This window comes from Polaromonas sp. P3_A5 (genome assembly GCF_056403055.1).
In genome coordinates this window covers 337501-356948 of sequence record NZ_JBFUGF010000002.1, presented here as the reverse complement: position 1 = coordinate 356948, position 19448 = coordinate 337501, and the positions used below count along the sequence as shown (strand labels likewise).

13 protein-coding genes and 1 pseudogene are annotated in these 19448 nt (G+C 62.8%); 5 read left to right on the top strand and 9 right to left on the bottom strand.

What is annotated here, in order from left to right; genetic code table 11:
- Positions 1–6: 6 nt before the first annotated feature.
- Positions 7–1116 (bottom strand): uroporphyrinogen decarboxylase, encoded by a 1110-nt coding sequence (gene hemE, locus AC1DU8_RS19120; RefSeq protein ID WP_457282688.1) that lies wholly within the window; start codon positions 1114–1116, stop codon positions 7–9.
- Between the two features lie 123 nt (positions 1117–1239).
- Here hemE and AC1DU8_RS19115 point away from each other — a divergent pair, with 123 nt between their 5' ends.
- Positions 1240–1608 carry an aminoacyl-tRNA synthetase gene (locus tag AC1DU8_RS19115; RefSeq protein ID WP_457282689.1) on the top strand — a complete coding sequence of 123 codons (369 nt, stop codon included), beginning with the start codon at positions 1240–1242 and terminating at the stop codon, positions 1606–1608.
- Here the strand turns inward: AC1DU8_RS19115 and AC1DU8_RS19110 are convergent.
- The gene (locus tag AC1DU8_RS19110) at positions 1589–4174 is read right to left on the bottom strand and encodes a putative bifunctional diguanylate cyclase/phosphodiesterase (RefSeq protein WP_457282690.1); all 2586 of its coding nucleotides are present in this window, start codon (positions 4172–4174) and stop codon (positions 1589–1591) included. The genes AC1DU8_RS19115 and AC1DU8_RS19110 overlap by 20 nt on opposite strands.
- Before the next feature lie 279 nt (positions 4175–4453).
- Between AC1DU8_RS19110 and AC1DU8_RS19105 the strand changes: the two genes are divergently transcribed.
- Positions 4454–4750, top strand: coding sequence for a hypothetical protein (locus AC1DU8_RS19105; RefSeq protein WP_457306745.1), 297 nt, complete (start codon positions 4454–4456; stop codon positions 4748–4750).
- Between the two features lie 31 nt (positions 4751–4781).
- Here AC1DU8_RS19105 and AC1DU8_RS19100 read toward each other — a convergent pair whose 3' ends face one another.
- The 5 genes from AC1DU8_RS19100 to AC1DU8_RS19080 all read right to left on the bottom strand — a co-directional run bounded on the left by AC1DU8_RS19100 (position 4782) and on the right by AC1DU8_RS19080 (position 10505).
- Entirely contained in the window at positions 4782–6116 is a 1335-nt protein-coding gene (locus tag AC1DU8_RS19100; RefSeq protein ID WP_477727156.1) for a class I SAM-dependent methyltransferase, read from the bottom strand.
- A gap of 175 nt (positions 6117–6291) precedes the next feature.
- Positions 6292–7074, bottom strand: coding sequence for a hypothetical protein (locus AC1DU8_RS19095; RefSeq protein WP_477666856.1), 783 nt, complete (start codon positions 7072–7074; stop codon positions 6292–6294).
- 74 nt (positions 7075–7148) lie between these two features.
- Positions 7149–7613, bottom strand: coding sequence for a CoA-binding protein (locus AC1DU8_RS19090; RefSeq protein ID WP_477666855.1), 465 nt, complete (start codon positions 7611–7613; stop codon positions 7149–7151).
- Positions 7614–7620: 7 nt separating this feature from the next.
- Positions 7621–8274, bottom strand: a complete 654-nt coding sequence (locus AC1DU8_RS19085) for a thioredoxin family protein (protein WP_457282695.1) — start codon at positions 8272–8274, stop codon at positions 7621–7623.
- A gap of 50 nt (positions 8275–8324) precedes the next feature.
- On the bottom strand, positions 8325–10505 hold the full coding sequence (locus AC1DU8_RS19080) for a protein-disulfide reductase DsbD family protein (protein ID WP_477727155.1): 2181 nt from the start codon (positions 10503–10505) through the stop codon (positions 8325–8327).
- A gap of 146 nt (positions 10506–10651) precedes the next feature.
- On the opposite strand from AC1DU8_RS19080, the gene AC1DU8_RS19075 reads away from it, so the two are divergent.
- Positions 10652–12259: a B12-binding domain-containing radical SAM protein gene (locus AC1DU8_RS19075; RefSeq protein WP_457282697.1), complete on the top strand. Its 1608-nt coding sequence runs from the start codon at positions 10652–10654 to the stop codon at positions 12257–12259.
- Positions 12260–12278: 19 nt separating this feature from the next.
- Here AC1DU8_RS19075 and AC1DU8_RS19070 read toward each other — a convergent pair whose 3' ends face one another.
- Entirely contained in the window at positions 12279–13976 is a 1698-nt protein-coding gene (locus AC1DU8_RS19070; RefSeq protein ID WP_477689815.1) for a phospholipase D-like domain-containing protein, read from the bottom strand.
- A 126-nt stretch (positions 13977–14102) separates the two neighbouring features.
- Positions 14103–16031 (bottom strand): ATP-binding cassette domain-containing protein, encoded by a 1929-nt coding sequence (locus AC1DU8_RS19065; RefSeq protein WP_477666851.1) that lies wholly within the window; start codon positions 16029–16031, stop codon positions 14103–14105.
- Between the two features lie 208 nt (positions 16032–16239).
- Between AC1DU8_RS19065 and AC1DU8_RS19060 the strand changes: the two are divergent.
- Both AC1DU8_RS19060 and AC1DU8_RS19055 read left to right on the top strand, forming a co-directional pair.
- A pseudogene (locus AC1DU8_RS19060) lies at positions 16240–16677 on the top strand ((2Fe-2S)-binding protein); the annotation flags it as partial.
- A gap of 137 nt (positions 16678–16814) precedes the next feature.
- A complete protein-coding gene (locus tag AC1DU8_RS19055; RefSeq protein ID WP_457282700.1) occupies positions 16815–19124 on the top strand; it encodes a xanthine dehydrogenase family protein molybdopterin-binding subunit in 2310 nt (769 codons plus the stop codon).
- Positions 19125–19448 lie beyond the last annotated feature (324 nt).

The following is a 19448-nucleotide window of genomic DNA, read 5'->3' as shown; positions in this document are numbered from 1 at the left end:
GAAAGTTTAGGTACCAGCGGCGCGCATGCTGCGAGAGTGAGCGTGTACTGCGCGCACCAGCACTTCCACACTTTCGGGGGGCGTGTGCTGGCTGATGCCATGCCCCAGGTTGAAAATATGGGCCGGTCCAGGCTTGCTGGCATCAATATGGGGCTTGCCAAAGCTGTCCAGCACGCTTTTCACTTCGGCTTCTATCTGGGTCGGGTTGGCAAACAGCACGTTGGGGTCCAGGTTGCCCTGCAAGGCTTTGGCATGTGGTCCGTTTTCACCGACCAGCGCGCGCGCCCTGGCCAGGTTGACCGTCCAGTCCAGTCCCAGCACTTCGCAATCGAGCTGCGCCATGGCTTCGAGCCACTGGCCGCCGCCTTTGGTGAAGACGAGGCGGGGGATCTTGACGCCCTCGTGCTCGCGTTTGAGCTGGGCCAGCACGCGGGCCGTGTAGGCCAGGCTGAAGGTTTTGAAGGCTGCGTCGGCCAGCACGCCGCCCCAGCTGTCAAAAATCATCACGGCCTGGGCGCCGGCTTCGATCTGTGCGTTCAGGTAGGAGGCAACCGCGTCGGCGTTCACGGCAAGCATTTTGTGCATCAGGTCCGGGCGCTGGTACAGCATGGTCTTGACCAGGCGGTAGTCGTCGGAGCCTGCGCCTTCGACCATGTAGCAGGCCAGCGTCCAGGGGCTGCCCGAAAAGCCGATCAGCGGCACGCGGCCGTTCAGCGCCTTGCGGATCGACGTGACGGCGTCAAAAACATAGCGCAGCTTGTTCATGTCAGGCACTTCCAGCTTGGCCACCGCAGCTTCGTCACGCACCGGCGTGGCAAAGCGCGGGCCTTCACCGAGCGCAAACGACAGGCCCAGGCCCATGGCATCGGGCACGGTCAGGATGTCGCTGAACAGGATGGCTGCATCCAGCGGGTAACGCTCCAGCGGCTGCAGCGTGACTTCAGTGGCGTAGTCGGTGTTGGTGGCCAGGCCCATGAAACTGCCGGCCTGGGCGCGCGTGGCGCGGTACTCGGGCAAATAGCGGCCGGCCTGGCGCATCAGCCAGACGGGAGTATGGGTGGTGGCCTGGCGCAGGCAGGCGCGCAAAAAGGTGTCGTTTTGAAGGGGTGCGAACATGCCCTGATTGTCTCAGGTGTGAGGCGGGCCCTCCCATCGCGGGATATCCGCAGGGGTGGCACTTGTGCGGGTTCGGATTTACCATGGCCTCATGGGCCCCGCCGGGTCCGAAAGAGGTGTTTCATGCGCATGAACGACCAGGAGTATTTCCGCAGTTGCATCGCCAAGGAGCGGCACCTTGCGCAACTGCTGGGCCATGCGCACATCGAGGAATGCTACGAAAGCGCAGGCACCCTCTGGGACAGCAATCAGGCTTTGCCGCAGTGGACGCGCGACTGGCGTGCCTGTGGCCCGCTGATGACGGCCTACGGCATCACGGTGAGCTATGACGCCGGGGGCGCGACGCTCGGGTCCACGACGGTGCATTTCGCGGACCACCCTGGCCGCGACCGCGCGGTGATGTACGGCATCGTCAAGGAGGTGATCTTCCGGCTGGAACACCACAAGGCCGCGCCTTTGCCTGCCGTCACCGTTAAATCCGAAGTGTCTTGATGAAGGCTTCGAGCTCGTCGATGGGCAGGGGCTTGCAGAACAGATAGCCCTGGTAGCAGTCGCAACCGTGGCGCGACAGAAAGTCGCGCTGGGCTTCGGTCTCAACGCCTTCCGCCACCACGCCCAGCCCCAGGCTTTGCGCCAGGCCAATGATGGTGCGTGCGATGGCAGCGTCGTTAGGGTCGCGCAGGATGTCTTCCACAAAAGACTTGTCGATTTTCAGTTGGTCCAGCGGCAAGCGCTTCAGGCATGAGAGTGAGGAATAGCCCATGCCGAAATCGTCAATGGAAAGGGTCACGCCCATCTTCTTGAGCCGGGCCATTTTTGTGATGGTGACATCCATGTTTTCGGCGAGCAGGCTTTCGGTCAGCTCCAGTTTGAGCTTGTGCGGGCTGACTTTCGTCTCCTTGAGCGCAGCCATGACAAGGTCCACGAACTCCGGGTGCCGGAATTGCCGCACGCTCACATTGACGGCCACGCTGAAGGCTGCGGTTTCAGGACGATGGGCCCACGCTGCGAGCTGGCGGCAGGCTGTCTCGAGCGCCCATTGGCCCAGCGGCAATATCAGTCCGGCCTCCTCAGCCGCCGGAATGAACTCGGACGGCTGTACCAGGCCACGCCCGCCGTGCTGCCAGCGCAACAGCGCCTCGACGCCCGTCATGCGCCCGTCACGCCCCACCTGCGGCTGGTAGTACAGGAGGAACTGCTTTTCACGCAGGCCCTGGCGCAAGTCCGACTGCAGCGCGGCGCTGGCGGTGACGGCGGCCTGCATCGCCGGGTTGAAAAAGCAGATGGTATTGCGCCCCGACATCTTGGCCTGGTACATGGCCAGATCGGCCTGCTTGAGCAGGTCCCCGATGTTGTCCAGGGTCTGGTTGAACGAGGTAATGCCGATGCTGCAGGTGCTGTAGTGCTGGTAGCCCGCCAGGCTGTAGGGCTCGCTCAGCGCGGCAAGAATCCGCGTGCCCACCGCTTCAGCTTTTGCGGCCGCTTCGCGAGGATCCTGGCCCAGGTCCTCCAGCATGACCACAAACTCGTCCCCGCCCAGCCGTGCCACCGTGTCGGGCTGCTCCAGGCAGGCCGCCAGGCGCTTGGCCACCTGTTGCAGCAACAGGTCTCCCTTCTGGTGGCCCATGGTGTCGTTGAGCGTCTTGAAATTGTCCAGGTCGATGAACATCAGCGCGGCTTCGCGCGGGTGCCTGTAATTGTGGGTGAGTGCTTTTTGCAGCCTGTCCATCAGCAGCTGGCGATTGGGCAGCTGCGTCAGCGGGTCGTAGAAGGCCAGGTGCTTGATTTCACTCTCCGCCACCTTGCGGCGCGTGATGTCGCGCCCCACCGCAACCCAATGGGTAAAGAAAACGCCGGCGTCGTCCGCGACCGGCACGATGTCGACTTCCATCCAGAAGTGCCGGCCGTTTTTCTTGTAGGTGATGAGTTCGGCCTGGACGGGTTCGCCTTTCTGAAAGGCGGCGCTGATGCGCTCCAGTTCGCTGCGTTGGGTTAACGGCCCGCACAGCAGGCGCGGCGAATGGCCGAGGGCCTCTTCCGGGCTATAACCGGTATGTTGCTCGAAGGCGTTGTTGACAAAGATGATGCGCAAGCCCGGTTTTCCGGAAGGTACCGCTTCCGTGATGAGCACGATATCGTTGAGGCGGGAGATGCTTGTCTCCAGCAGCATGAGCTGTTCCCTGGCCTTGCGTCGTTCGCTGATATCGCGAAAGTAGATGGCGACTCCGTCCGGAAACGGGTACGCGCGGATCTCGAACCATTTGTCCAGCGGTGCATAGAGCGCTTCAAATTCCACCTGGTAGTTGCCCGCAACCGCGGCCCGGACCTGCTCGGAAAACGAGGTGTTGATGGCGCCCGGAAATTCCTTCCAGATGCTTTTGCCCAGCAGGTCCTTGCTGGGTCGGCGGAGCAGCCGCGCGCCTTCCCGGTTGAGGTAGGTAAAGCGCCATTGCGGATCCAGCGTGTAAAACCCCTCGGTGATGCTTTCCAGCGTGATGCCCAGGCGGGTGGCCAGCCGCTGGGCGTCTTCTTCGGTCTGCTGGCCGGCCGTACCGGCTGCGCTGTCCCCAGGTTCCTCATGTCCTTCTGCCCCTGCGGTTCGCAGCGCATGCTGCTGCAGGTTCAGTTGCGCAGCGATCAATCCGGCAAGCGTGTCCTGGTCTTCCTCTTGCGCTGCGTCCAGGTTCCGCGGAACCCTGTCCATGACGGCCAGTACGCCCAGCAAAACGCCGTCGCCGCCGGCCAGCGGCACACCGCGGTAAAAGTTGATGCCGGGAGCACAACGGGCAGGTATCAGCGGCTGGCGCGGCGGGTTTTCCAGCGTGGCGACGCAGAGCGTCACCAGGCCTTCACGCTCATGCGGAGCGAAGCCGGTGCCCGACCTGAAAGCCGGCTGCCCGTTTTCCATCGCCACCATGATGGCAATCGGCGTGGCGCAGGAGCGGGCCGCCAGCCGGGTAAGCCGGTCGGCGTTGGTTGGACGCGTGGCATCGTGCTCTTCGCCACCCTGCGGCAGGACGTGCAGCGCAAACGCTGGATCGACAGTGGAAACGGACACGGGAGCAACACCTGCTTTTCAAACTACAGCCTTTGATGCTGATGCATAGCGCCGTGAATTAGCGTCAGCGGCGTGTGAGATTTGCAAGTGTTGACCATAAAGCGTTGCAAAACGTTCTGTTGCGTACCCGGAAGCGAATTTGTCCTACGCTGCTCTCTGTCGCTGCCTCACCGTACCTGGCGGTAGCGCGTTGCATGCTGCAACACCTCTCATCGCCCATCGCTCCTGCCTCCTCAGGTTTCCCGATTTTCGTGATCTTTCCTCTTCAGCGAAGCACAAATGCCCCCTCTTGAACTCGATCAATTGCAGCAATGCCCCGATATCGACACTTTGCAAACGGTCCTGAGAAACATGTGTTCCCGTTTTGGCTCCGTCACCCAGCTCAATATCCTGCCGGCCTCCCACGCCGGCAAGCAACAGGCCCTGTGCTTCCTGCGCATGGCCACAGCCGAGGAAGAACAACGCCTGATGAGTGGCCTGGGCATCGGCAGGTTTGGCGGAGAGCTTGTGCTGGTGGTGGATCTGCAGACCACAGAGCCCCTGGCGGCACCCAAATTGTCCGGCTCGGCCGCATGAGTGCCGCCCGGCCGGACCCCTGACGGGATGCTTATCCGGCCGCTAACGGGCCGGCCGAGGGATGCCTGAGCAGCAGCCTGTCGAGGGCAGCCAGTGTGCCAAAGGATTCGGCGAAGTCGGCAAACAGCGTGGCATTGTCGGGTGCCGCGGCCTTGCCTTGCCATGCAGCGCGGAACTGGTCGAAGATTTCGCCAAAACTCCTCTGGCCATCCACCAGCGAAAGAATCTTCGCGCCGTATTTTCCGGGATTGACCATGACCGCGATGCCTGAATGCTGGTGCCTGAGCATGAAGGGCTGGCCCCGGTTGCTGCCGAACACCTGCGCGGCAAGTTCGCCGGTCAGGGGCTCGTGGTAGAAAAACGGCACGTATTCCGCATCGCCATAGGGCGCCTTGCAAGTGTCACCGTGCGTGACGTATAGCGAATGGGTGATGAGGGTACCGGCCATCAGTTCGGCCATTTCGTACTGCTTGCGCCGCGGCAGTTTGCGCAATGCCGCGGCCATGGCCGGCGGCTTGCTTCCCAGCACCATGTGCGGCAAATAAGGCGAAAGGCCGCGCTGTACATCGGTGAACTCCAGGTGCATGCCGTGTCCGCTCTTTGCGCCATGCGCTTCGCCGCCCAGCCAGTCAAACAGCTCGCCCACGCTGTATGAGCGGTCCTGCGAATGCAGCAGCAGGTCGTAGATGCCTGCGTCGCCCATCTTGTGGTCGTGGTGCAGGTCTTCGCTGCGCTTGAACCAGTTGGTGGCGGGCAGGCTAGCCAGCAAGTCGCGCGTGTTGGCGATTTTCCGCTGCGCATCCGCCTCGTCGCCGTTGACCAGGCGCATGAGTTCCTGCATCTGGTACACGCCGGTGCGGCCCGTGGTGGCATACACCATGAGTCCGATGGCGCCATCGTCCTTGAGCACGCTGCGCAGCGCCTTGAATCCCAGATCGGGATCGGCCAGATGGTGCAGCACGCCGCTGCAATTGATGTAGTCGAAGGTGCCGAGCTCTGCCGCCAGGGCCGGCAGGTTCAGCAATGAATCGTGAACCCAGGTGATGTTTGCCAGCCCGCGAATCTGCGCGCGCTCCTTCGCCAGTGCGATGCTGGCTCCACTCATGTCGAGATGCACGATTTGTGCGTCGGTGTCGCGCAACTGCTCGGCCAGGAAAATGGTGGCGTCGCCGGTGCCGCCGCCTGCCACCAGCGCACGAAAGCCATTCTGGAACGACTGCTTCCCCGCAAAGCAATAGTGATTGATCATGGGCAAATCTTCCAGCCAGGTCCGCACCAGGCGCTTTTGGTCGTCCTGCGGATTGCAGGGCGGATAAGGCAGCGCCTCATACTGGTTTCTGACTTCGGGCAAATAGTTGTCGGGCATGGAGGCTTCCGGAAAAACGATTGGCAAAAGCCTATTGTCTCCGCCCAGGATCGCCCCGCGCCGGAAACCTCTCTCCCATCCAGTGGCCGCGCGGAACCGGCTTTGCCGGGCCGCAGCGGCCGCCCCCTGCAAGGGGGGATCCGGCTACACGCAGTGAGCCGAGAAGGGGGTGAACCTACCTGACGGGCAAGAACTGGAGGAACGTGCCGCCCAGCAAGTTCTGAACATAGGTGATCACCGCGCGCCGGTACTTCTCCGTCAGCACTGAGGCCAGCAGATCCAGCCGGCCAATGATTTTGCCGAACTCGCGCTCAAAGCTCAGGTTGCGCTCGCGCTCGGTGATTTCATCGGCCAGCAGCAAGGGCTGGCCTGCGGCATTGCGCCGGTTGGACAGCATCCATACGGCGATTTCAATGTTGCGGGCGGCGTTGTAGATGTATTGCGCATCCAGGCTGTCGGTCAGGTAATATGCTGTTTTCCCGCCGTGGGCCGTGACCACCATGTCGGCGCTGGCATAAATGAACGCCGCCACGCGGTCGCCCTTGAAGTCGGGCCCCAGCGCCAGCGACAGCGCGGCGATGTCGCGCTTGCCCTGCAGTTCGGGCCAGGGCGTACGGGTATCGACCGCCACGCGCAGCTGGGCAAGGGCCGCGTCGCGCCCGAGCGTACTGGTTTTCCGCCATTCCGCCGGGTTGCGCCGGTACAGCTTGTCGGCCAGGCGCAGCAAACCCTCCAGGTTATCGCGCATGCCCAGGGTGGCCATGCGGTTCACGTCCGACTGGCCGATCTCGCTGGCGGCCATCGGGGCGGCCTGTGCTTCGCCCTTGTGCGTGGGCGCCTGGCTGGCGCACCCGGCCAATGCAGCCAGGGCCAGCAGCAAGGGAGGGCGGAAGAATGAAAAAATGGAAGGAGAAATGGCTGGTGCGGGAAGGGAGATGGGTGCCGTGCGCAAGGACATGGGGCATTTTCAGCGGCTGCGCCGCGCCGCGCAAGCATGGCTTTCCCGGGCTGCCGCCGGCTGCAGGGGCAAGCTCAGGCGGAAGCCGCGCCCACTTGGGCAATCGGGTGCAACAGTCCGCGGGATAGCAGCACCCGGTGGTCAATCTTGAGGCAGTGGTCCTGTACCACCAGCAAGCCCGCCGCTTCCGCCTTCGCAGCTGCCGTGGCGTTGGAAATTCCGAGCTGCATCCACACGGCCCTGGCGCCTATCGCAATGGCTTCGTCGACCACTGGCGGAATATCTTCGCTGTTGCGAAAGCAGTTCACCAGGTCGATCTTTTCGTGCTGCGCGGCTTCGGTCAGCGTCGAATAGGCCTTTTCGCCAAGCACCTCGGCGGCGTTCGGGTTGACCGGGATGATGCGGTAGCCATTGGCCTGCATGTAGCGCGCCACATCAAAGCTGGCGCGGTGAGGCTTGGGCGACAAGCCCACTACCGCGATGGTGCGGCAGTGGTTGAGGATGTGCGGCATGCGCTCCGCAGGTGGCAAGGGGTTCATGGCTGGTTCATGCCTTGTATTTGACGGAGCAGCCATAAGCCCGGCTGGTTGCTACGCTCAAGGGCTTGCCGCCCAGCGCTTCGGTCAGGCCCTGGCGCACGTAATTGGTGGCGGTCTTGATATCGTCAACGCGGGCAGAAGGGATGCTGTCAATACCGCCTGCGTAAATCAGCTGGCCCTGCGGACTGATGATGTACATGTGCGGTGTCGTCTTGGCGCCGTAAAGCTGGCCGATCCTGCCTGACTCGTCCATCAGTGTCGCAGTCGGCTGGCCCTGTTTCTCGGCCATCCAGCCGGCCAGTTTGGCCGGCGCCAGGTAGTCGCTGCTTTCGGCCTCCGTGGAGTTGATGGACAGCCACACCACGCCTTTGGCGGTGAATTCCTTTTGCAGGCCTTGCATGTTGCCGCTGTAGTGCTTGCGCACAAAAGGGCAGCCCGGATTGGTCCATTCCAGCACCACCAGCTTGCCTCTGTAATCGCCCAGGTTGCGGGTCTTGCCAGCCGTGTCGGGGGCTGAAAAGTCGGGGGCTGCCTGGCCGACACTTGCTGTGGCCGCCTGCACGGAAAAGGCGGCCGACGCCAGCCAGGGGGCGGCAACGAGAGCGCCGGAAAAGTTGCGGCGGGTAAGTGCCCGGACGGGCTGCAGAGGGGTATTCAACATGGCTTGAACTCCTTCAGGAAGAAATAATCAACAACACGACAACAGGTTCTTTACAGCTTGGCCAGTTCGGCCCTCATGTCGTCCACCGACAAAATCTCCGACAGCACGAGCGGCGCGCGGCCGGGCTTGTAAATCACATATACCGGTACACCGTTGCGGCCCAGTTGCTTCAGTGCCGCTGTCACTGCCGGGTCGCGCCGCGTCCAGTCGGCACGCAACAGCGCCACGTTCTTCGTTTCGATGTCGGCCAGAACCGAGGCATTCGAGAGGGTGGTCTTTTTGTTGTACTGGCAGGTCACGCACCAGGCGGCGGTGAAATCCACGAACACACTTTGCCCTTGCGCGGTGAGCTGGTCAACCCGGCCCGGCTCCCAGGCTTGCCAACCGCCCACTGCCGGTGTTGCCGACACCAGGGCCGCAGGCTTGGTGATGTTCGGGCCAATGGCCCACAGCCCCAGCGCACCCAGCGCCACGGAAAAGGTTGCCAGCAGCGTGCGTGCCGTGCCGCGCAGGGTAAAGGCCCAGATCGCCAGTGCCATCAATACCAGCAAGGCCAGCAGTGCACCCGCGCCGTCGATGCCGCTTTGCTGGCCCAGCACCCAGACCAGCCAGGCGACTGTGGCAAACATCGGGAAAGCCATCAGCTGCTTGAAGGTCACCATCCAGGGGCCGGGACGCGGCAGCATTCTTGCCACGGCCGGTATGGCGCTCGCCGCCAGATAAGGCGATGCCATACCTATACCGATGGCCGCGAAAATCGCGAGCGCTTCAAGCGCCGGAAGCCCCACCGCATAGCCCAGCGAGGCGCCCATGAAAGGAGCGGTGCAGGGCGATGCAATGGCGGTGGCCAGCACACCCGACAAAAATGCGTTGACGGTGGGATTTTTCGCCTGCCAGCCGGCGAGCCGGCCCGGCAGGATGTTGCCGAATTCGAAGAGGCCTGCCAGATTCAGGCCCAACAAGGTGAACAGCGCCGCCAGCAATGCCACTACCGCCGGGTTTTGCAACTGAAAGCCCCAGCCGAGTTGCTCGCCCGCGGCGCGCAAACCCAGCAGCAGTGCACCCAGCGCCAGGAAAGACACCATAACGCCCACGGTGTAAGCCAGGCCGGTGGTCAGGCGCGTGGCCTGGTCCTTCACCTGCACAAAACCCACCACCTTGATGGCCAGCACCGGAAACACACAGGGCATGAGGTTGAGGATCAGGCCGCCGAGCAATGCACCCAGCATGGCGGCGATGAGGCCGACCGGTGGTGCGCTGGTTTGCACGGGTGCCGCACCGGCCGACGCGTTGGCGCGCAAGGCCGCTTCAAGTGCCGGCGGCACGACGGTGGCAGCCGCTGGCGCAGGCCAAGGGCCTTTGACCGGCGCGTCAATGCGATAGGCGGCGTTCTCCAGGGCCACCACCAGCGGCATGCTGGCCGGGCTTTCGGTGCGCTGGCCCGACAGGGGCACCTGGGCCGTCCACACCGCGCCTTGCCAAGCCTGTTGCCAGGGGGCGGCGGGCTCGATCACGCTACCGGTTTCGGGGTACAGCGCCAGTGTTTTGCCCTGCAGGGCAGCGGGCAAGCCGGCCAGGGAAATGCTGATCGCCTTGCCTTCGACTGCCACCTGGCTGGCGCCGGCGGCCAGAGTTTTGGGCGTGGCGGCGAACGTGTCCTGAAACAACTGGCCGCTGGCCGCGGTCGAGCTTCGCACCGGGATGCTCAGTGAAAAGTCACCCTCTTGCGGAATGCATTCCTTGCGGCACACCAGCCAGGACGCCTTGAGTTTGACGTCCAGCTGCCTGGCGGCGAAACCGGGCGCCACGGTCAAAGGCACGGGCAGCAGCACCGCCTTTTCATAGCCGTAGTTGGCCAGCGTGCCAATCGGGATTTTTTTGGGCGTCGGCCAGGCGATATCGCCTGCAGTGATGCCGGCGGGCAATTGCCAGTCGAGCTGCGTCGGCAGCCCGGAATCACCGGAGTTTTTCCAGTAGGTATGCCATTCGGGCTGGTGCGTGAGCCGCAGCCCCACCCAGACCGGCTTGCCGGGCTCCACGCCTTGCGGCGCCCAGGCCAGCAGTTCGGCACTGACCTGCTCCGTTGTGACCACCGCACCGGTTGTGCCCGGGGTGCCTTTGCCCAGAATGTCGCTAAAGGCCTTTTGGGCGCTGGCGGGCACGGGGATTGCGCAAGCAGCTATCAAAAATGTAGCGGCTAGCTTGGCAAACGGAAAACGCAGGGCATTCATTGTGCAAGTGTGAGCGGGTGGCGCAGAGATTAGTTCCTGGAAGGCTAGGAGGCAAGACAGCATGCGGGCATCGCTCGATGACGGTTAGTCCGTTTTCACGCTGCCTTATTACAGCCGTTTTCAGAGTCAGCCCAGATAATAGGGGCATGCCGCGCATTGTCCTCGCCACCCTCAACGCGAAGTACATCCACGCTTCGCTGGGCCTGCGCTACCTGCTGGCCAATATGGACCTGCATGGCGGCCCCGGCCTTCGCGCACAAACGTTGCTGCGCGAATTTGTGATCCAGCAACGGCCCATGCAGATCGTCGAGGAGTTGCTGGCGCTCGATCCTGAAGTCATCGGCCTCGGCATTTATATATGGAACGTGGTGGAAACCACCCAGGTCGTGCGCCTGCTCAAAACCCTGAGGCCCGGCATCAAGGTGGTGCTGGGCGGACCCGAGGTCAGTTACGAGACGGGCGAACAGGAAATCTGCCGCCTGGCCGACCATGTGGTCACCGGCTGGGGCGATGTGAGTTTTCCCAAGCTCTGCCGTGCCTTGCTCGAGGGCCCGCAACCGCTGATGAAGGTCGTTGCGGGGGAGCAGCCGGCACTGGAGGCGCTGGCCTTGCCTTATGGCGAATACACCGACGAAGACCTTGCCAAACGGTTGCTGTATGTCGAAGCCTCGCGCGGCTGCCCCTTCAAGTGCGAGTTTTGCCTGAGCTCGCTCGACAAGACCGCCTGGGCTTTCGATCTGGACGCGTTCATGGCCGGGATGGACGCACTCTACCGGCGCGGCGCACGCAACTTCAAGTTTGTGGACCGCACGTTCAACCTGAAGGTCGAGAACTCGGTGCGCATCCTGCAGTTTTTCCTGGACCGGATGGCGCCTGACCTGTTCGTGCATTTTGAAGTGGTGCCCGACAGCCTGCCCGACCGGCTCAAAGTGCTGATTGCACAGTTCCCGGCAGGTTCGCTGCAGTTTGAAGTCGGTATCCAGAGCTTCAACCCCGAGGTGCAGCAGCGCATTTCGCGCAAGCAGGACAACGCCAGGACCGCGGACAACTTGCGCTGGCTGGTGAACGAGAGCCAGGCCCATGTGCACGCAGACCTGATCTTCGGTTTGCCCGGCGAGACGCTGGAGAGCTTCGCCGAGGGTTTTGATCGCCTGCATGAACTGGCGCCGCATGAAATCCAGTTCGGCATCCTGAAGCGCTTGCGCGGCACTCCGATTACCCGGCACACGGCGGAGTTCGCCATGGCGTATGACCCGCAGACGCCGTACACGATTTTGCAGAGCTCCACGATTGACTTTGTCACCATGCAGCGCATCAACCGCTTCGCACGGTATTGGGAAATGCTGGCCAACTCAGGGCGTTTTGCACGGGGGCTCCAGCTGCTCCTGGCACCGGGCTCGGCATTCGGCCATTTTCTGCATTTCAGCGACTGGCTCTGGGCCAGCACCGGTAAAACCCATGAGTTCGCACCTGAGAAACTGGTGGATTTGCTGTTTGAGCATCTCACCGCAGTGCGGGGCCTGGTCAGCGCAGAGGTGCTCAGCGCACTGTTGGCCGACTACCTGGCCAGCGGCGCACGCGGCCGCCCCAATTGCCTGGCCGATCTGCTGGGTGCCGCCCGGCCGGCTGCGCCGCTGCACGCCGGAAGACAGGGCGCAGCGCGGCAGGGGCGTCATGTAAACCAGAAATCAGGGTTTCAGGACGAGTCGGGCGCCCACCGGGAAGCCATTCAAAAGGCTGCAGCGGCCGCTTGATGAGCCAAAGCCCCGATCTTTAAAGCATCTCTTCCGGCGCAAAGGGCCCGATCAGCTTGAGCATCAGTTGCAGTCCCCAACTGGCATCCGGCTCGATCATGGAGTCCTTGAGGGGCGAGCCCTGCGGCGCGCGCCAGACCAGCCGGCTGTTCTCCAGCTCGACCCGGTAGGCGCCCGACGCCAGCGTAGGTTCGATCAGCCGCGTGGCTTCGGCCGAGATGGCGCGGTTGCGGATGACGATGGCCACTTCGCTGTTTTGCAGCTGCGAGCGCAGGTCCAGGTTCATGGAGCCCACGACCAGCATCCGGTCGTCCATGACGACGACCTTGGAATGCAGGCTGGCACGTGAGCCGCCGGTGGAACCGCCCGTGGATCCCCCCGCGATCGCTGCCGAGCCGAAGCTGCTGAAAGAGCCTTCCTGCTCGGCGCGCATTTCGTAAATCTCGATGCCCATCTCCAGCAAGGCCTTGCGGTAGCGCGCGTAACCGACGTGGGCAGCCGGCGCGTCGTTGGATGCCAGTGAGTTGGTGAGCACCCGCACACGAATACCGCGTTGCCGGAGGTCGGCAAACTGCTTCATCATGCGTTCGCCGGGCACGAAGTACGGCGAAACGATCAGCAGGTTGTTTTTGGCCTGCGACATCAGTTGCAGCAGCCCGTCGACCGTGGTGTCCTGCGATTCTTCAGTGGTGTCGGCGTCGGCGGCGATCTTGGACGCCTTGTCCACCAGCAGCACCGAGGGCGCCCAGGTCCAGGTTAAGAGCCGCAGGTCGGTCGAATCCGGCAGCGTCGGCAATGCAGAGGTCGCCCGTTCCGGCCGGGTTGAGGGGGGTACCGCGCCGTCACCCGCCTGGAGGGTAGCGGCCTGCGCCGTGCCTGCGGGAGAAGAACGGTTTTCAGGGGCCGGCGGCTTGCGCTTGAGTGCGTCGATTTCCTTTTCGGTCATCAGCGACTGCACCGGGTATGCCAGCGGGTTGTTCCAGTACTGGTCAAAGCTGCGCGACAGATCTTGCGCGATGCGGCCGGCCGCCAACACGTCGATGTCCACAAAATTGGTACCGGTGCTTTGGCCGAAGTAGGTTTCGCCCAGGTTGCGCCCGCCGGTGATCGCCACGGCGTTGTCCGCCACAAAGATCTTGTTGTGCATGCGCCGCTGCATGCGCGCCGTGTCTTTGAGGTTGCCCAGGATGCGGAACATCAGGGAGCCGCGGCCGCCCGGCAGGGGGTTGAAGAGGCGCAGCTCGATGTTTTTCTCAAAAGCCAGTTTCAGTACCTGCGCGTTTTTACCCGAGGTGTTGAAGTCGTCCAGCAGGATGCGAATCCGCACGCCACGGCCCGCTGCTTCGCGCAGCGCCTCAAACATGCGTTCGGTGGTTTCGTCGGCAAAGATGGCGTAGTACTGGATATCCAGTGTCTTTTGCGCCGCCTTGATCAGCGTCATGCGGCTGGTGAAAGCCAGTTCTGCGTCGCCGACCAGCGCAAACCCCGAATCGTTTCGCGTGCCGGCCTTGGCCGCACGGGCTGCCACCAGGCTGCCCAGGCGCGTTTCGGCCGGGTTGGCCAGCGCGGTGGAAACCGGGCGGTCGACCTCGCTGGGTAGCGAGGCGCAACCCGCTATCCAAAGAGCGGCGAAGGCCATGGCCAGCCCCTGCAACGCGCGCCAGCCTGTGTGCGGGATCAAGCGGATGCCGGGAAGGGCGCGGGAAGTGGTCTGCATGGTGCAGGCCACTTTAGCGTAAGGAGATGTATTTGGTGCCGCCGGTCCCTGCGTTCGCGCCTATTTTTCTTGTAGGCGCGAGGCTTGACTACACTGACCGCGCCGGAAACACGCGAAGCCGGCGCGTTAAGACGACAGCGTTTCCCAACGCTGCAGTGCGGCCATCAGCTCTTCCTCGATCTTGCTGTTGCGCGCGTTGAGTTCCGCCGCCCGTTTGGCATTCGTGGTGTAGAGCGTTCCGTCATAGAGCTCCTGCTCGATGGCTTTTTGCTGCGACTCCAATTGCTGGATCAGCGCCGGCAGGCCGTCGAGCTCGCGCTGCTCCTTGTAGCTCAGCTTCTTTTTTGATAGCGGTTCGCGCTCGTCCTTATTGGGCTGCGGGCTTGTTTTGCTTGAAGTTTTGCTGCCGGCGGGGCTGCTGGCGGGCTTGTTGGCACCGGTGATCTGCGCTGCGCGTTTGGATTGCGTGATCCAGTCCGTCACGCCGCCTTCGTACTCACGCCAGAAGCCCGGGTTCTCGGGCGTACCTTCATAGGCAATGGTGCTGGTGACCACGTTGTCCAGGAAGCGCCTGTCGTGACTGACCAGGAACACCGTGCCTTCGTAGTTTTGCAACAGGTCTTCCAGCAATTCGAGGGTGTCGATGTCCAGGTCGTTGGTGGGCTCATCGAGCACGAGCACGTTGGCCGGCCGCGCGAACAGGCGCGCCAGCAGCAGCCGGTTGCGCTCGCCGCCTGACAGGGTGCGCACCGGTGAATTTGCGCGCTGGGGCGAGAACAGGAAGTCGGTCAAATAGCTCTTGACGTGTTTTTTCTGGCCGTTGATTTCGACCCACTCGCTGCCGGGGCTGATGAAGTCTTCCAGGGTGGCGTCCAGGTCCAGGCTGTCGCGCATCTGGTCAAAGTACGCGACCTGCAGGTTGGCACCCTGGCGAATCTTGCCGGGCGGATTCGTCACGTCGGGCTGCAGCTCGCCCAGGATGAGCTTGAGCAGCGTGGTTTTGCCTGCGCCGTTGGGGCCGAGCAGGCCGACCTTGTCGCCGCGCAGCAGCGTGCCGGTGAACTTGTTAACGATGAGCTTTTCCGAACCGGGATGGCCGAAGCTCTTGCTCACGTCGGTGAGCTCGGCGACGATCTTGCCGCTCTTCTCGCCGCTGGAGACATCCAGGTTGACGCGGCCCACCGCATCACGCCGTGCGGCACGGTTGTCGCGCAGGGCTTCGAGGCGCCCAATGCGGGCCACGCTGCGGGTGCGGCGCGCTTCGACACCTTTGCGGATCCACACCTCTTCCTGCGCCAGCAGCTTGTCGGCCTTGGCATTGATGACGGCTTCCTGGGCCATCTGCTCTTCTTTTTGCACCAGGTACTGGGCAAAATTGCCGGGGTAGCTGTTCAGTTTGCCGCGGTCGAGCTCGACGATGACGGTGGCGACCTGGTCCAGGAAGGCCCGGTCATGCGTGATGGTGATGATGCTGCCGTTGAAATTGACAAGCAGGTCCTCCAGCCAGGCGATGGAATCGAGGTCCAGGTGGTTGGTCGGCTCGTCGAGCAGCAGCACGTCGGGTTTGGCGACCAGCGCCTGGGCCAGCGCCACGCGTTTTTTGGTACCGCCCGAGAGCGAGCCGACGATGGCGTCCTTGTCCAGGTGCAGGCGGTGCAGGGTTTCCTCGACCCGCTGCTCCCAGGTCCAGCCGTCCAGCGCCTCGATTTCCGACTGCAGGGCGTCCAGGTCGGTGTTTTCGTCGGCTGCGAGATATTGCTCAACTACATGCCTTGTGCGCGCCAGTCCTGCGCTGGCAGCTATAAAAACCGTAGCATGCGGGTCCAGGCTGGGTTCCTGCGGCACGTAGGCAATACGCAGGTTCTGTTGCAGTTGCAGCGTGCCGTCATCGGGTTTTTCGAGGCCGGCGAGAATTTTCAGCAGGGACGACTTGCCCGTGCCGTTGCGTCCGATCAGGCCGATGCGCTGGTTGGTTTCAAGGGAAAAATCTGCGTGATCCAGCAGTGCGACGTGCCCAAAAGCGAGTTGGGCGTCCAGTAAGGTAATAAGTGCCATAAGGGGGCAGATTATCCGCCCCTGCCGTGACGCGGTTTCTTTATAGGCTCTTCATCGGCCCCGCAAGCCCACCCTTGGCCACATACGTGCCATCCGTTAAATACAAGTTATTACGTGGGTGGCCGGTGTCGCATCTGCGCCCTATCGCTTGCCACGCCTCGCCGATATAGTCGTCCGTTCCGGCGATTCGATCGCTGAAGGAGGGACCTTGGAACTGCAAATCAATGGCCGGGCCGTTCAGGCCGACGCCGACCCCGGCATGCCCTTGCTCTGGCTGCTGCGCGACGTGCTGAACATGACGGGCACCAAGTTCGGATGCGGCGTGGCCGCGTGCGGCGCCTGCACGGTGCGGGTGGACGGCGAAGCGGTGCGGTCCTGCGTCGTCCCGGTGTCCGCCGTGGTGGGCAAGCGCATTCAGACCATTGAAGCGCTGGGTGCGCCGGACAAGCCCCACGCCCTGCAGGTCGCCTGGATTGCCGAACAGGTGCCCCAATGCGGCTATTGTCAGTCGGGCATGCTGATGGCGGCCGCCGCCCTGCTCGACAAAATCCCCAAGCCGACAGATGCGGACATCGATGCCACCATGACCAATATCTGCCGCTGCGGCACTTACCAGCGGATCCGGGTGGCCATCAAGCGCGCGGCCGGCATGGCGCCCGGCGGCAAGGGCCCAACACCTAGGGCTCAATTTTCCGCCGGGCCGCCCCAAGGAAACGAGCCCCGGAATATGCAAAAAAGGGGCAGCGCCTTACGCGAAGCGAAAAGCGTGGGGGCCACGTCCTCATGAAGAGAAGAGCCTGGCTGCTCAGTGCAACCGGTGCGGCAGGCGCATTGCTGGTGGGCTGGAGCCTGTTGCCGGCGCGCTCCCGGCTGGGCAGCCCGGCCAAGCCCTGGCCTGCGAGCATTCCCGAGCTTGATGGCGCGGTGTTCAATGGCTGGGTCAAGATACGGGCGGACGGCGGTGTGGTGCTGGCCATGCCGCGCAGCGAGATGGGCCAGGGCGTGCACACGGCGCTGGCCATGCTGGTGGCCGAAGAGCTTGACGTGCCGCTGCAGCGGGTGACCGTGGCGCAGGCGGGTTCTGATGCCATTTACGGTAATGTCGCGATGCTGGTGGGCAGCCTGCCTTTTCACCCACTGGACGTCGATGACTTTGCCAAAGAAGGCGCCCCCAGGGTTCGCCCTACTCCGGTCAGGATCGGCGAGTGGATGATGGGCAAGGTCGCCCGTGAGCTCGGCATCAACGCGACAGGGGGTTCCTCAAGCCTGGCGGATGCCTGGGACGTGGTGCGGCTGGCCGCTGCCACGGCCAGGGCATCCCTGCTGGGGGCCGCCTCGCTGGACTGGAAATTGCCGGTGGATGAGCTCACAGTCAAAAACGGCGTGATTTCGCACCCTTCAGGTCCCTCATCCCACTACGGTGAACTGGCGAAATTTGCCGCAGCGACTCCGCCGGGCGACGTGACACTCAAAAGCCGCGGGGACTGGAAGCTGATAGGGCGCAGCGCCCCGCGGCTGGATTTACCTGCCAAGGTCAATGGCACGGCTGTTTTTGGCCTCGATGTCCGGTTGCCGGGCATGGTGTATGCGGCGATCCGGCTTTGTCCCATGCTGGGCGGTTCAGCGGGTGCGATCCAGGTCAATACGGCGCTGGCCTTGCCGGGTGTGGAGCGCCTGGTGCGGCTGCCGGCCTATGCGGGCTCTACTGCCGGCTTTGCCGTGGTGGGTAAAACCTGGTGGCAGGCCCAGCAGGCGGCCTTGATGGTGCCGGTCGAGTGGCAGCAGCGACCCGCTGGCGCGCTGGACACCCGCGCGATTGAACAATCGCTGGAAGCCGCTCTGGCACGCGAAGAAGGCCATGTCTTTTATGAAAAAGGCGATGCCGGCAAGGCCGAGGCATCCGCTGTGCGAAAAATCGAGGCACTTTATCGCGCGCCCTACCTGGCCCACGCCACGCTTGAACCCATGAACTGCACCGCGCAAGTCATGGACGGCAAGGTATGGCTCTGGGCGCCGACCCAGGTGCCGCAGATGGCTGTGGCCGTTGCCGCACGGGTGGCCGGGGTGGCTCAGGAAGATGTTCATGTCACCGTCACCTTGCTGGGCGGCGGCTTTGGCCGCCGGCTGGAGGTCGACTGTGTGGCACAGGCGGTGCGCATTGCCGTGGAATGTGGTGGCCGGCCCGTACAACTGATCTGGTCGCGCGAAGAAGACACTACGCACGATTTTTACCGGCCCATGCAGGTCGCCAGGCTGAGGGCCTCCCTGGACGAAAAGGGCGACGTCACCTGCCTGTCCATCAAGTCTGCCGGCGACGCCATTACGCCTAGATGGCTCGAACGCAACCTGCCGGCCCTTTCCGGACCCTTTGATACCCCCGACAAGAGTGCTGCGGAAGGTTTGTTCGACCTGCCTTACGGCTTTGCCAGCCAGTCCATGTCACATGTGGCCACGCGCTCGGGCGTACCTGTCGGCTACTGGCGTTCGGTGGGGCATTCGCATAACGCGTTCTTTTCAGAAAGCTTCCTCGATGAGCTGGCCTGGGCGGCTGGACAGGACCCTCTCGCTTTCCGGCGTTCCCTGCTGGACGAAGCACCCCGGCATCTGGCCGTGCTGGAACTGGCTGCACTCAAGGCTGGCTGGGGCGGCGCTTTGCCCGAGGGACGGGCCCGCGGCATCGCCCTGCATGAATCATTTGGATCCATCGTGGCGCAGGTCGTGGAGGTGTCATTGCTCAATGGCATGCCGCGCGTTCACCGCGTGGTGTGTGCTGTGGATTGCGGTACGGTTGTGAACCCGGGCATCGTGGCACAGCAAATGGAGGGAAGCGTTATCTTTGCGCTGACCGCAGCGCTGCATGGCCGCATAGATATAGAAGAAGGTGTCGTGCGCCAGAAGAATTTCCCCCAGTACGCCATGGTGGGGCTGGCGCAGGCGCCTGTTGTGCAGACTCATATTGTCCCCAGCGAAAGAACACCTGGCGGTGCGGGCGAACCAGGTGTTCCGCCGTTGGCGCCCGCATTGGGAAATGCCCTGTACGCACTGACAGGGAAGCGCTTGCGCTCACTGCCTCTTATGGTGAACAACGCGTAAGTTGAGAAAGTTTTTTAAGCGGTGCTTGAAAAGCGCAAAACAACCGTGCTATAGTCGATGGCTCTGCTGAACACAGCGAACAGATTCTTCGGGATTTGCAGCTACCGCGAAAGCGAAAAGTTCAGTAGAAAAAAAAGATCTTGAAAAGTTGACCGGGACTCAAAAATCGGTATAGAATTCAAGGCTCTGCTGAAAACGAAAGTGCTGATTGCCAAGCAGTCAGGCGGCAGAAAAAAGAGTCAAAAAAGTTTGACTGGTGATCAAAAACCAGTATATAATTTGAGGCTCTGCTGATCACAGCAAGACAAGCGAAATTCTCTGAAT

What these genes read in the sequence shown, in the direction of transcription:
- hemE (WP_457282688.1), bottom strand. Translation starts at nt 1,116, where the DNA reads ATGTTCGCACCCCTTCAAAACGACACCTTTTTGCGCGCCTGCCTGCGC.
- AC1DU8_RS19115 (WP_457282689.1), top strand. Translation starts at nt 1,240, where the DNA reads ATGCGCATGAACGACCAGGAGTATTTCCGCAGTTGCATCGCCAAGGAG.
- AC1DU8_RS19105 (WP_457306745.1), top strand. Translation starts at nt 4,454, where the DNA reads ATGCCCCCTCTTGAACTCGATCAATTGCAGCAATGCCCCGATATCGAC.
- AC1DU8_RS19100 (WP_477727156.1), bottom strand. Translation starts at nt 6,116, where the DNA reads ATGCCCGACAACTATTTGCCCGAAGTCAGAAACCAGTATGAGGCGCTG.
- AC1DU8_RS19095 (WP_477666856.1), bottom strand. Translation starts at nt 7,074, where the DNA reads ATGTCCTTGCGCACGGCACCCATCTCCCTTCCCGCACCAGCCATTTCT.
- AC1DU8_RS19090 (WP_477666855.1), bottom strand. Translation starts at nt 7,613, where the DNA reads ATGAACCCCTTGCCACCTGCGGAGCGCATGCCGCACATCCTCAACCAC.
- AC1DU8_RS19085 (WP_457282695.1), bottom strand. Translation starts at nt 8,274, where the DNA reads ATGTTGAATACCCCTCTGCAGCCCGTCCGGGCACTTACCCGCCGCAAC.
- AC1DU8_RS19080 (WP_477727155.1), bottom strand. Translation starts at nt 10,505, where the DNA reads ATGAATGCCCTGCGTTTTCCGTTTGCCAAGCTAGCCGCTACATTTTTG.
- AC1DU8_RS19075 (WP_457282697.1), top strand. Translation starts at nt 10,652, where the DNA reads ATGCCGCGCATTGTCCTCGCCACCCTCAACGCGAAGTACATCCACGCT.
- AC1DU8_RS19070 (WP_477689815.1), bottom strand. Translation starts at nt 13,976, where the DNA reads ATGCAGACCACTTCCCGCGCCCTTCCCGGCATCCGCTTGATCCCGCAC.
- AC1DU8_RS19065 (WP_477666851.1), bottom strand. Translation starts at nt 16,031, where the DNA reads ATGGCACTTATTACCTTACTGGACGCCCAACTCGCTTTTGGGCACGTC.
- AC1DU8_RS19055 (WP_457282700.1), top strand. Translation starts at nt 16,815, where the DNA reads ATGAAGAGAAGAGCCTGGCTGCTCAGTGCAACCGGTGCGGCAGGCGCA.